At 69.0% G+C, this 12,500-nt stretch carries 12 protein-coding genes; 7 read left to right on the forward strand and 5 right to left on the reverse strand.

Going from position 1 to position 12,500, the window contains the following annotated elements; translation table 11 throughout:
- The first annotated feature begins 382 nt into the window (after positions 1 to 382).
- Entirely contained in the window at positions 383 to 1,693 is a 1,311-nt protein-coding gene (locus NS4_RS20380) for an RsmB/NOP family class I SAM-dependent RNA methyltransferase (protein WP_063061227.1), read from the forward strand.
- A 68-nt stretch (positions 1,694 to 1,761) separates the two neighbouring features.
- The gene (locus NS4_RS20385; protein ID WP_063061126.1) at positions 1,762 to 2,109 is read left to right on the forward strand and encodes an MmcQ/YjbR family DNA-binding protein; all 348 of its coding nucleotides are present in this window, start codon (positions 1,762 to 1,764) and stop codon (positions 2,107 to 2,109) included.
- Between the two features lie 49 nt (positions 2,110 to 2,158).
- Here NS4_RS20385 and NS4_RS20390 read toward each other — a convergent pair whose 3' ends face one another.
- The 3 genes from NS4_RS20390 to NS4_RS20400 form a co-directional block, all read right to left on the reverse strand.
- On the reverse strand, positions 2,159 to 4,309 hold the full coding sequence (locus tag NS4_RS20390; RefSeq protein WP_063061127.1) for a molybdopterin oxidoreductase family protein: 2,151 nt from the start codon (positions 4,307 to 4,309) through the stop codon (positions 2,159 to 2,161).
- 196 nt (positions 4,310 to 4,505) lie between these two features.
- The gene (locus NS4_RS20395; protein WP_063061228.1) at positions 4,506 to 5,279 is read right to left on the reverse strand and encodes a SigB/SigF/SigG family RNA polymerase sigma factor; all 774 of its coding nucleotides are present in this window, start codon (positions 5,277 to 5,279) and stop codon (positions 4,506 to 4,508) included.
- 113 nt (positions 5,280 to 5,392) lie between these two features.
- The gene (locus NS4_RS20400; RefSeq protein WP_030521463.1) at positions 5,393 to 5,815 is read right to left on the reverse strand and encodes an ATP-binding protein; all 423 of its coding nucleotides are present in this window, start codon (positions 5,813 to 5,815) and stop codon (positions 5,393 to 5,395) included.
- Between the two features lie 236 nt (positions 5,816 to 6,051).
- On the opposite strand from NS4_RS20400, the gene rpe reads away from it, so the two are divergent.
- The gene (rpe, locus tag NS4_RS20405; RefSeq protein ID WP_063038931.1) at positions 6,052 to 6,723 is read left to right on the forward strand and encodes a ribulose-phosphate 3-epimerase; all 672 of its coding nucleotides are present in this window, start codon (positions 6,052 to 6,054) and stop codon (positions 6,721 to 6,723) included.
- 209 nt (positions 6,724 to 6,932) lie between these two features.
- Here rpe and NS4_RS20410 read toward each other — a convergent pair whose 3' ends face one another.
- Entirely contained in the window at positions 6,933 to 7,394 is a 462-nt protein-coding gene (locus NS4_RS20410; RefSeq protein WP_063061128.1) for a hypothetical protein, read from the reverse strand.
- 659 nt (positions 7,395 to 8,053) lie between these two features.
- Here NS4_RS20410 and NS4_RS20415 point away from each other — a divergent pair.
- From NS4_RS20415 to NS4_RS20430, 4 genes are all read left to right on the forward strand, one after another.
- A complete protein-coding gene (locus NS4_RS20415; protein WP_063061129.1) occupies positions 8,054 to 8,674 on the forward strand; it encodes a riboflavin synthase in 621 nt (206 codons plus the stop codon).
- 77 nt (positions 8,675 to 8,751) lie between these two features.
- Complete coding sequence (locus NS4_RS20420) at positions 8,752 to 9,996, forward strand: bifunctional 3,4-dihydroxy-2-butanone-4-phosphate synthase/GTP cyclohydrolase II (protein WP_063061130.1); 1,245 nt, start codon at positions 8,752 to 8,754, stop codon at positions 9,994 to 9,996.
- Positions 9,997 to 10,024: 28 nt separating this feature from the next.
- Positions 10,025 to 10,504, forward strand: coding sequence for a 6,7-dimethyl-8-ribityllumazine synthase (gene ribH / locus NS4_RS20425; RefSeq protein WP_039825524.1), 480 nt, complete (start codon positions 10,025 to 10,027; stop codon positions 10,502 to 10,504).
- 81 nt (positions 10,505 to 10,585) lie between these two features.
- The gene (locus tag NS4_RS20430; protein WP_245665584.1) at positions 10,586 to 11,008 is read left to right on the forward strand and encodes a PH domain-containing protein; all 423 of its coding nucleotides are present in this window, start codon (positions 10,586 to 10,588) and stop codon (positions 11,006 to 11,008) included.
- 95 nt (positions 11,009 to 11,103) lie between these two features.
- On the opposite strand, the gene NS4_RS20435 is transcribed toward NS4_RS20430, so the two are convergent.
- Entirely contained in the window at positions 11,104 to 12,450 is a 1,347-nt protein-coding gene (locus NS4_RS20435) for a DUF1254 domain-containing protein (protein ID WP_063061131.1), read from the reverse strand.
- Positions 12,451 to 12,500: the final 50 nt, after the last annotated feature.

The following is a 12,500-nucleotide window of genomic DNA, read 5'->3' on the forward strand; positions in this document are numbered from 1 at the left end:
CCGACGAGAACGCCGGGAACGCCCCGAGACCCGGAGTTCCGGTGAGTCCGGCGGCGAACACGGACAACCGCGTCACCGCGGCGCCGAGCCCGATCGCAGTGCCGGCGGGAGTCGCCGTGCCGATCGCCCCGGAGCGAGCCGCGCGGCCGGCCCTACCGGCCGGCCCGGCCGCGGCGGAGCGGCCTCCGCCGCGGGTACGGAGCCGTCCCGGAAACGTGAGGACGGCAGCCGCGACGATCGGCGCCGGGGACCGGCGCCGGCCGCGCGGGGCCGCGGCGCCGGGAAACGGGCCGACGGTCCGGGCCGGGAACGGCCCGGCCGGGGCAACGGTGGCCCGCGTACCGGCCGCCCGGCGCGCACTCCGGCGGATCCAGCGCGCACGGTGGCACTGGAGACCTTGCGCGCTGTCCGGGAACGAGACGCCTACGCCAACCTGGTGCTGCCCGGTCTGCTGCGGGAGTACCGAGTGGAGGGACGTGACGCGGCCCTGGCCACCGAACTCGGCTACGGAGCGTGCCGGGCCCTGGGTGTGCTGGATGCGGTGATCGCCGACTGCGCCGGACGTGGGATCGACGAGATCGACGGCTCGCTGCTGGATATTCTGCGCCTCGGCGCCTACCAGTTGCTGCGCACCCGGGTCGAACCCCACGCTGCGGTGCACACCGCGGTCGAATTCGCCCGCGCCGAATCCGGTACGGGGCGTGCCGGTTTCGTCAACGCGGTGCTGCGCAGGGTGGCCGAGCGGAGTCCGCAGGAGTGGATCGATCGGCTCGCCCCCGCGGATCCGATCGGTCGCATGGCCTTCGAATACGCCCATCCGATGTGGATCGCGCAGGCGTTCGCCGACGCGCTGGGCGCGGACGCGGGCGAACTGCCGGAGCTGCTCGCCGCCGACGACGCCCGGCCGCTTGTGCACCTGGTGGCGCGTCCCGGCGATATCACCGCCGAGGAGCTCGCGCTGGTCACCGGTGGCGAGGAGGGCCGGTGGTCGCCGTACGCGGTGTACCTGGAAGGCGGTGACCCGGGCGCGCTGGAACCGGTGCGGGAGGGCATGGCCGCTGTCCAGGACGAGGGCAGTCAGCTGGTGGCCCTGGCGCTCACCCGCGCGCCCCTGCACGGCACCGAGGGTGGCCGCTGGCTGGACCTGTGTGCGGGTCCGGGCGGCAAGACCGCGCTGCTCGGGGCACTGGCCGATATCGACGGTTTCCGGGTCGATGCGGTGGAGCCGGCCCCGCACCGGGCCGAACTGGTTCGCACCGCGACGCGCGGGCTGCCCGTACAGGTGCATATCGCCGACGGCCGCGACAGCGGCCTGGCCGCAGGCTATGACCGCATTCTGGTGGATGCCCCGTGTACCGGTCTCGGCGCGCTGCGCCGCCGCCCGGAGGCCCGGTGGCGGCGCACGCCCGGCGATATCGCCGATCTGGTCGCCCTACAGCGCGAACTGCTGACCGCGGCCTGGGACCTGGTGCGCCCCGGCGGTGTGGTGGTGTATTCCACCTGCTCGCCCCATCTGCCGGAAACTGTTGCCGTGGTGGCGGATACCGTACGCCGCACCGGCGCCGAACAGCTCGACGCCCGCCCGCTGCTACCCGGGGTCACCGGGCTCGGCGCGGGCCCGGCGATTCAGCTGTGGCCGCATCGGCACGGGACCGACGCCATGTTCGTGGCCGCGCTGCGCAAACCGGCATAACCGCTGGGCGCGCGCGAGTGGCGACGGATTTCCGGACCTGCCGCGCCCGCGCCCGGCACACTGTCGCTATGGGTATCACCTGGGCGCACGTGGTCCGGATGGCGACGGAGCTGCCGGAGGTCGCCGAATCGACCTCCTACCGCACCCCGGCGCTGAAAGCGGCGGGTAAGAGTTTCGCACGGTTGCGCACCGAAGCCGAGGGCGGTCTCGCGCTGCGCTGCGAGATGGTGGAGAAGGAGGCGCTGCTGGCCTCCGGTAACCCCGCCTTTTACACCACCCCGCACTACGACGGCTACCCCTACATCCTCATCGATCTCCACCGCGTCGATTCCGGGCAGCTACGGGAACTGCTGGACGCGGCCTGGTGGCTGGTCGCGCCCGCGCGGTTGCGGCGCGCCCGCGAGCGCGATCTCTGACCGTTCTACTCGCTCGCCACGGGGCTGGCCCGGTCCTCGGGCGCGCCGCCTATACGGGGTGGACCTTCACCCAGGTGCTGTTGACCGCCGCGTTACCGGAGATTCGGTCCACCTGTTCCGGATCGTGCAGCAGGTTCACGTTCGCGCCCGGTACCGCGGCCGCGACGGTCCAGCCGACACCCGGCTCGCCGTGACCCCAGCCGTGCGGGATGGCGACCGTACCCGGCCGGATCTCGTCGCTGATCTCCACCGGCACCACGATGGAGCCGATGGGTGAGCTCACCGTGACCCGGCCGCCGTCGGACAGTCCGCGCGCGGTCGCGTCCTGCGGATGCATGAGCGCGGTGCAGCGCTCGCGGCCTTTCACCATCGACGGCACATTGTGCAGCCAGGAATTGTTGCTGCGTAGATGGCGCCGCCCGATGAGACGCAGATCGAAACCGTGGTCGCGGTCCGCGCCGCCCGCGCGTGCCTCGTCGAGGAGCCGGCGCGCCTCGGTGACGAACTGTCGCGGCGCCAGCTGAACTCTGCGGTCGGCGGTGGCGATGAGCGAATGCAGTCGCGGCTGCAGCGGGCCGAGGTCGATACCGCCGCGCGCTTCACGCACCTTCCGCACGGTCACGCCCTTGCGGCCCCGGCGCAGTACGCCGTGCGGGCCGACCGCGATACCGAGTGCCGCGGCTCGCAGCGGGCTGAACCGGGCGAAGACCGCGTTGAGGGCGCGGCCGGTGAGCGAGCGCAGTGGGAGCGGCAGGATCTCGGTGGTCAGCCGCGCCATGATCTCCCAGTCCTCGAGTCCCTCCTGTTCGGGCGCCACCGCTCGCGCGTTGAAACGAATATTGTTGTGCACGCTGAACATGGTGAGCAGGATGTCGAGATCCTCGCGTTCCAGCGGCGACAGCGGCGGCAGGATGATGTCGGCGTGCCGGGTGGTCTCGGTGATGTACATGTCCACGGCCACATAGAAATCCAGCGAACCCAGCGCCTTGTCGAGCTGTCCGCGTTGCGGGGTGGACAGGACCGGGTTGCCCGCGTAGGTGATCATGGCGCGGATACGGTCCGGGCCGTCGTCGAGGATCTCCGAGGCCAGCGCGGCCACCGGCAGCTCGAACCGGAACGATTTGTACTTACCGGAGCGGTCGGTCCACGCGCCGTAGTTGGGCGACACCCGGCGAGCCAGCGGCAGCAGGTCCACGGCAGGGGTGGCATACATCTGGCCACCCGGGCTGTCGAGGTTTCCGGTGATCGCGTTGATGGTGTTGACCAACCAGTGGGTGACCGTGCCGGTCAGCGTCTGGCACACCCCGATCCGCGCGTAGATCACCGCCGATTTCGCGGCCGCGTGCTCGCGGGCCAGCCGCCGGATCGTCTCGGCGTCCACACCGGCGTAGGGGGCGGCGTCCTCGGGTGTGAAACCGGCGACCAGTTCCCGCAGCTCGTCCAGTCCGGCGCACTGGGTGCGGACGGCGGTCCGGTCGCACAGATCCTCGGTGATCAGTACGTGCAGGACGGCCAGCAGCAGATAGGGATCGCCACCCGGCAGGACCGAGATGTGTTCGTCGGCCAGGCGGGCGGTCTCGGTACGCCGCGGATCGATCACCACGACCTTGCCGCCGCGGGCGCGCACATCCTTGATGCGGTTGCGGGCGCCGGGCATGGTGGTTACCGACCCGTTGGACACCGCGGGATTGGCGCCGATGATCACCATGCGGTCGGTGCGGTCGATATCGGCGATGGGCATGAGGAAATTCGACCCGTACATCTGCCACGCCACGAATTCCTGCGGGAACTGGTCGATCGAGGAGGCCGTGTAGAAATTGCGGGTCATCAGCGCCATGCGCAGCGCGAAGGCGTACATGATCGCCGAATTGTGGGCGGCCGGATTGCCCAGGTACATGCCCACCGAATGCGGTCCGTGCTCCCGGCGCACCCGGCGCAGGCGGTTGCCGATCTCGCGGAAGGCTTCGTCCCAGCCGATGGGCTCGAACTTCTCGCCGACCCGGCGCACCGGGGTGCGCAACCGGTCCGGATCCTCGTGCAGGCCCGCCATGGCGGTGGCCTTGGGGCAGATGTAGCCCTTGGACAGCACATCGTCGGGATTACCTTCGACCTTGGCCACTTTTGTGTCCTCGACGGTCACCAGGATGCCGCAGTGCGCTTCGCACAGAGTGCATTGCCGGGCGATGGTTTCAGCGGTCATAACTCACATCACCTTCCGCCGCGTCGTCGTCGACGCGCGACCCGCAGGAGCGCCGGATTACGGGCTGATCCGGCTGGTCGGTTGCTGGGGGAGAAAAGCGGGCTCTCGAAAGATGGTCGATTGAGATGAATACCCACTCATACTCTCAGAGATGAGGGTAGACCGAACGGCGAAGCGGGCACAACAGGTGCGGCGGTTACTCCCGCGACGACTGTTCGCGCAACCGGGCCAGCGTCTTGGCGAGAATGCGCGAGACGTGCATCTGCGAGATACCCATCTGCTGCGCGATCTGCGTCTGGGTCATCGACTCGAAGAATCGCATGGTGAGAATCCGCCGCTCACGCTCGGGCAGCCCGGCCAGCAGCGGCCGGATCGCCACATATTCCTCGACCCGGTCGAACTGCGCCTCCTCCTCGCCGAGCGTGTCCAGCAGGGAAGCGTCGGTATCGCGTCCCACCGAGGCGGCGTCGATCGACGTCGGTTGATAGGCGTTACCGGCGATAACGGCCTGGGTCACTTCGTCCGGATCGACATCCAGCTCGGCGGCGATCTCCTTGGCCGTAGGCGAACGGCCCAGCGACTGCGATAGCGAATCCACCGCGGCACCGATTCGAAGGTGAGTCTCCTTGACCCGGCGCGGCACCCGCATCGCCCAGGTGTTGTCCCGGAAATACCGGCGTACCTCACCCATTATCGTGGGCACCGCGAACGACAGGAAATTCGAACCGCGCGAGATATCGAAACGGTCCACCGCGTGCACCAGACCCACCCGGGCGACCTGGGTCAGATCGTCGAACGGTTCGCCACGGCCACTGAACTTACGGGCGATATGGTCGGCCAGCGGAATGCAGCGCGCGATCAACTCGTTGCGCAGCGCCGCCTGCTCCGCCGAATCCGGTTGGGCCCCGGCGAGCCGGACGAACAGATCCGCGACATCGTCGTATCCGCCCGCCGCCGACGAGTTCTCCAGCTCGGCGCGGGTTTCGGTATCGGCCTCGGCGTCGGCTGCGGCGGTGTCGGCCTCGCTCGCCGATTCCCTGTCGTGCTCGTCCTCGGAAGATTCGAGCGGCTTGTCCTGCTCGCTCACGCTTTCCCCCGGACCCGACGGAACTCGACCGCTGTCGGATATCCGGAAACCTGCTGATCGAAGGGGTCCTGCCGGGCATCCACCGAATCGGTCAGGGTACGCAGGACATGCCAGCCGAAACTGCGCGCGTCGGGCAGTCCTTCCTGCGCCGCCACCCCGGCGACCTGCACCCGTAACTCGGTATCACCGATGCTGAACACACACTGCAGGCTCGTCTCGGGCGCCGCCAGGCCGATCAGCGTGGAGCAGGCCTCGTCCACCGCCAGCCGGATGTCGGCGACCTCGTCCAGCGTGAAATCACTGAGCAGGACCAGAGTCTCGGCGAGACCGCGCACGATCGGCAACTGTGTCACCGATGCCGCCACCCGAATCTCCACCGGGGCACCGTGGAGCCCTTGTTCCGCCGAAGTATTGATCACGCAGCCGAGTGTATGGGCGCTTCGTCACAAAGAGGGGAGCGGGGCACGCCCGCGGGCGGAATCCGGCGGGGAAGCGTGGTCGTCGGTGCCGCACGCCTGTTCCGGACGGCCGGGGACACGCCGTGCCGGAGGCGCCACCGACGAAGGCGGCCCCCGGGCCCGCGCCGCCGGGGGCGCCGCCATACACTCCCGCTGTGACTGCGTCCGAGCCCACGTTCACCCGTCCTCCGGTTCCGATGATCGCCCCGTCGATTCTGTCCGCCGATTTCGCCCGGCTGGCCGACGAGGCCGACGCGGTATCGACCGCCGACTGGCTGCACGTCGATGTGATGGATGCGCATTTCGTCCCGAATCTGACCCTGGGGCTGCCGGTGGTGCAGAGCCTGCTGAAGGCCACCGATATTCCGCTGGACTGCCATCTCATGATCGAGGATCCGGGCCGGTGGGCGCCGCCGTACGCGGAGGCGGGCGCCTACAACGTGACCTTCCACGCCGAGGCGACCGAGGATCCGGTGGCCGTGGCCCGCGATATCCGGGCCGCCGGTGCCAAGGCGGGGTTGTCGGTCAAGCCGAACACGCCCATCGAGCCGTACCTGGAGATTCTGCGCGATTTCGACACGCTGCTGGTGATGAGTGTCGAGCCCGGGTTCGGCGGGCAGTCGTTCATTCCGGAGGTGCTGGAGAAGGCCCGGATCGTGCGGCGTCTGGTCGATGCGGGGGAGCTGCGGCTGGTGGTGGAGATCGACGGCGGGATCAACGCCGACACCATCGAGCAGGCCGCGGCGGCCGGTATCGACTGCTTCGTGGCGGGCTCGGCGGTGTACAACACCGAGGATCCCGGCGCGACCGTGGAGAAGTTGCGGCGGCAGGCGGAATCGAGCTGGTCGGCGCATCACCTCGCCCACTGAGGTCCGTGGCCGCATCGGCCCGGCCGCGGCGCACGGTATCTTCCGGCCGACGGGCTGCTGCCGCGAACCCGCCGATCCGCGGTATCGATCCCCTGGGCTCGAATTCATGTCTGTAGCGGGGGGGTTCGGTCCCATCCTGCGAGATCGGCGAGACGAAGTCGAGCGGGGGTGCCGCCGACCCGGTCCCTGCGGCCAGGACCGCCCAGGGTTCAGCGGGAACCGGGGGCGCACTCACGGGCGGCGTCGACCACCGCGTGCTGAGGCGGCCGGGTCCCCTGCGCGTCGGTGCCCGCCACCCACAGTCGGTAGCCGCTGATCTCGTCCTCGGGTGAGGGCAGCACGATCTGGCTGCCGGTACCGGCGACGGTGGTGTAGAGGCGGAAGAGCTCGGCGGCCGCGGTAGCGGTGAATTCGTCGTGCCGGGTGGGGCCGGTGAGGAAAGTCCAGCGCTGGGCCCTGGGATGGGCGAAGACCGGTCCGGCGATCCCCGCCGCCCGCAGCCGTGCCAGCACCTGTTCGCCGAGTTCGGTCGGCATGGTGACGGCGCCGTGGGTGGCGCCCACATGTAGCAGGATCCGCCGGGAGGCCGGATCGACCACCGCGGGCAGCAGATCCTTCTCCCGGTACCGCCGGCAGTGCCGCTCCAGGGCGGTTTCGGTGAAAGTGGTCATTGCGGTTCGGCTTCCTCGAGTGGTGGCGTGCCTGGCTGGGGCGAGGGCATCCGCCGGGGCGGATGTCGCAGGGATCCGTCGGGTGTGGTCACTGCGGGGATCCGGTGCCCGCACAACACTGTCGCGGGGCCGAGGGACGCTGGATCACCGCGGCGGTGCGGGGTCTTTCCGGCCCGGACTGTTGCGGGCGGATCCAGTTGTCGTGATGGCTTGTGGCGCACGGTGTTCCGCGGCGGTGGCCGTCCTCGTACGAGTACTGCGCCGGGCCGCACCGCGGGGTGGTCGAGGTCGGTGAACCGGTCACCTCACAATATTGCGCCAGCCGCTGTGAGCGTGCAAATCGAGGAACATTTCGGGTTTCGATGCGGTATCGGTGGGGCAAAGCGGAGGCGGTCGAGTTCGGTCCGGACCGGATCGCGGCCCGTCGGAAGTGGTGTGGGCGTCTGGGGGCCGAATGTGACCACCATCTCTCGACCGGAAAATTTCCGGATCGCCTCCGGTGGTGCCGCGGCCTCGTGACCAGGCGTTCCCGCAGGGTGGTCCGCGTCATGGCCGGGCCGGAGGGCGGGAACTAGTCTGGTCGTGGACGGCGAACTGGGAATACTCGGTACCACTCCCGCCGTTCCGTATGCGCAACACCGACGCGAACGGGAGAAGACATGTTCACGGGCATCGTCGAGGAATTGGGCGAAATCGTCGCCCGCGAACAATCCGCCGACGCGGCGCGGCTGACGATCCGCGGGAAGGTGGTCACCTCCGATGCCGGGCACGGCGATTCGATCGCGGTCAACGGTGTCTGCCTGACCGTCGTGGACGTCATCGACGACGCGTTCACCGTCGATGTCATGGGCGAAACGCTGCGCCGGTCGAGTATCGGCGGTCTGGAGCCGGGTTCGCGGGTCAATCTCGAGCGCGCGGCCGCGGTGAACAGCCGGCTCGGGGGTCATATCGTCCAGGGGCACGTGGACGGCACCGGCACCATTCTGGCGCGGACCCCGGAGGACAACTGGGAAGTGGTGCGCATATCGCTGCCCGACGCGATCGCCAGGTATGTGGTGGAGAAGGGCTCCATCACCGTGAACGGCATTTCGCTCACCGTCTCCGGATTGGGCCGGACCGAGACACCGGCCACCGACGGCAGCCGGGACTGGTTCGAGGTCTCGCTGATCCCGACCACACTGAGCCTCACCGATCTGGGTACATCCGCCCTCGGAACCGTTGTGAATCTCGAGGTCGACGTGATCGCCAAGTATGTCGAGCGCCTCCAGCAGCGCGGCTGATGACTCCGGCCGCACCCGGACCGGCCGAACAGACCCAGTAGTGTGATCGGGACCTATCGAGATGGAGCATTGCAGACGTGACCAGGTTCGACAGCATCGAGCGCGCGGTCGCCGATATCGCGGCCGGTAAACCGGTCGTCGTGGTCGACGACGAGGACCGGGAGAACGAGGGCGACCTCATCTTCGCCGCGGAGAAGGCCACCCCGGAACTCGTGGCGTTCATGATCCGCTACACCTCGGGTTACATCTGCGCACCGCTTACCGGTGACGATTGCGATCGCCTGGGACTGCCGCCGATGTACGCGGTGAACCAGGACAAGCACGGCACCGCGTACACCGTCTCGGTGGATGCCAGAGAGGGCGTGACCACCGGTATCTCCGGCGCCGACCGGGCCACCACCATCCGGTTGCTGGCCGACGGCGATGCCAAACCGAACGATTTCACCCGCCCCGGTCATGTGGTGCCGCTGCGCGCCAAGGACGGGGGCGTGCTGCGCCGGCCCGGTCACACCGAGGCCGCCGTGGACCTGGCGCGGATGGCCGGGCTGCGGCCGGCCGGGGTGATCTGCGAGATCGTGAGCCAGAAGGAAGACGGGCATATGGCCCGCACCGACGAACTGCGGGTCTTCGCCGACGAGCACGAACTGGCGCTGATCTCGATCGCCGAGATGATCGCGTGGCGGCGTAAGCACGAAAAGCATGTCGTGCGGGTGGCGCAGGCGCGTATCCCGACCGCGCACGGCGAGTTCACCGCCGTCGGATACCAGAGCATCTACGACGATGTCGAACATGTCGCGCTGGTCCGCGGGGACGTCGGTGACGGCGAGGATGTGCTGGTCCGGGTGCACTCGGAATGCCTGACCGGTGATGTGTTCGGTTCGCTGCGCTGCGACTGCGGGCCGCAGCTGGACGCGGCCCTGGAGATGGTGGCCGCCGAGGGCCGCGGCGTGGTGCTCTATATGCGTGGGCACGAAGGCCGCGGTATCGGGCTGATGCACAAACTGCAGGCCTATCAGCTGCAGGATTCCGGTCACGATACGGTCGATGCCAATATCGAGCTCGGCCTGCCCGCCGATGCCCGCGACTACGGGACCGGGGCGCAGATCCTGGTCGATCTGGGGCTGCGGTCCATGCGGCTGCTCACCAACAACCCGGCCAAACGGGTCGGGCTCGACGGCTACGGATTGCGGATCACCGAACGGGTACCCATGCCGATCCGGGCCAATGCCGAGAACCTGCGCTACCTGCGCACCAAACGCGACCGGATGGGCCACGATCTGGTGGGTCTCGACGATCTGGACCTCGGGGAGACAGCGCAGTGACATCCTCCGGATCGAAAGGCGGAAACCGATGAGTGGCACCGGGGTACCGAGCTTCGCGCTCGCCGACGCCAAGGACCTGCGGCTGGCGATCGTGGCCTCGCGCTGGCACACCGAGATCTGCGACACGCTGGTCGCCAACGCCGAACGCGTCGCCGCCGAGGCCGGAGTGCGCCATACCACCGTCGCGCGGTGCGCCGGGGCGATGGAGCTCCCGGTGCTCGCCCAGGAACTCGCTCGCACCCACGACGCCGTCGTCGCGCTCGGCGTCGTGATCCGGGGAGATACGCCGCATTTCGACTATGTCTGTGATTCGGTGACCGCCGGCCTGACCCGGGTTTCGCTGGACGAGAGCACCCCCGTGGCCAACGGTGTCCTCACCACCAATGACGAAGCGCAAGCCCTCGACCGGGCCGGACTGCCGGATTCTGCGGAGAACAAGGGTGAGCAGGCGGCTGCCGCCGCCTTGGACGCCGCCCTCACGCTCCGCGGCCTGCGCGCGGCGGGCTGAGCCGTGCCGGTGGTACGGATCTGGCGCCGGGGGAGGGCTTCCGGCGGTGACTCGGGCGTCGCTTCCGAATGGGAGCTCGAGGTGCGCCCGCGGAAGTCGCGTCGCACGGCGGCGATCGTCGCGGTGGTGCTACTGGTGGCCTTCGTACTGCTCGGAATCTTCTTGCGGATCGACTACACCGGGGTCAACTTCCGGGTGGTCGATCAGTTCGCGATGGCGTGTATCGGGATCTTCGGCGCGGCGGCCGTCCTGCTGCTCACCCGCCCGCGCGTCCGTGCCGGCCGCCGCGGTGTGGTGGTTCGGAACGTGCTCGGGGACAACGAGTTCGAGTGGAAGCATATCCGCGGGGTTTCGTTTCCCGACCGTAAGGCGTGGGCACGGCTCGAGCTGGTGAACGACGATTACGTCCCGATGCTCGCGGTGCGTTCCAACGACGGTGAGCATGCCGCGGCGGCGCTGGACCGACTCCGCGATCTGGGTGTCAAGTACGCCTCGTCCGACTGATCGTGCCCGGTGCTCGGCTCCCGGACCGAGCCGTATCGCCTGCTTCCGCCCGGCCGGGGCCGCGACCGCGGGGTCTCCTGGGGCCGAATGGTCGGCTACTCCACCCTGAGGATCGGCGGCGGCTGGTAGCTGCCGTCGAATACGGGCTCATGCGGTTCGTAGATGCGCAGCATCGGCCGGAAGTGGCCGGCCGGGGTGGGTAGCCAGTTGGCCCGCTGCTGTGGATCGGCGGGTTCGTCGTGCTGCAACACCACGGTGAGCGATCCGTCGGTCGTCTGCAGCCCGGGTGTCCGGTCGCCCAGCGAGTAGCGTCCGATCGGGTTCGCGACGAGGAAGAAATTCGGAGTGTCGTACATGGTCAACGACCAGAACGCGCCGCACGGCGGGGGCTCGGTGAAGCGCACCTCGTAGCGGTGGGAGCCGTGCAGCGGCCGGCCCTCACAGTCGGTGAAGGCCATCGCGTAGGCGGCCTCGTAGCCGTGGTTGCCCCAGAGCCCGGCGCGGGCGGTGCCCGCGCGTAGTAGATAGCGGTCCGGATCGTCGGGGAGTTTCCAGTGCGGATCGTCGAGGGCACCGACGCCGAAAAAATCCAGATTGTAGTCGAAGACGTGGTAGGTGAGGTGCCAGCCGTTCTGCCGCGGCGCCCTGCTGTGGGTCGCGGCAGCTTCGAGGCGCTGCCTTCCGGCCGCGAGGCCCTCCCGCAGCGCCGCTGCCCGCTCGGGGGTGAGATCGGTATAGGGCGTAACGGCGTCCAGCAATCCCAGCGGCTCGAAACGCCGCTGGTAGCGGCGGTCGCGGTCGGCGGGTGGGAAGGCCCGGATGCCGACCCGGAGTTCTTCGAAGAAGCGCAGATCTTCCGGGACTCCCGGCTCGGGGGCGGGCAGGTCCGGTGCGGGTGCCGTCGGTAGCAGGTGCAGGGCGTTCTGCAGAGCGCGGACCGCTGGTAGATCCGACTCTCCGTCCACGGCCCACCGGCCCACGATGGTGGCGACCGTGGTGGGGAACTCGATGACGGTCACGTTCTCCGGCGGCATACCGTCCCAGCCGGGTGCTACCAGCAGATAGGCACCCGGAAGGGTGCCGGTGGCGCGATGACCGATATAGGCGAAATTATTCGTCCAGGCGTCGACGAACTGCATGACGTAATAGCGGCCCGCCGTATCCGGTACGTCCAAGCGCACCGGGCCGGCCGCGGTGGAGACGTTCGCGATCGAATAGACGGTGTCGTTGTTGACGGAGACGAAGGTGTCCTGCGGTCCGGCCAGAGCGGTGGCATGGCCGAACGCGTTGAGCGGTGTCGGCGGCAGCCCGCCCACCCCTTCTCTGGTGAACCGTGCGACCTGCTGGAGGTCGTAGACGAGCGGAAATCCGTAGACGAACGCGTCGGCCGCCAGGGTGGTGAATTCGGCCCGCGACAGTCCGGCGGTATCGGTGCTCGGCATGACACCAGGGGACCACCGGAGACCGCTCGGCGGCTCACCCGGCGCGGGTG

This window comes from Nocardia sienata NBRC 100364, from assembly GCF_001613205.1.
In the GTDB taxonomy this organism is placed as follows: Bacteria; Actinomycetota; Actinomycetes; order Mycobacteriales; family Mycobacteriaceae; genus Nocardia; species Nocardia sienata.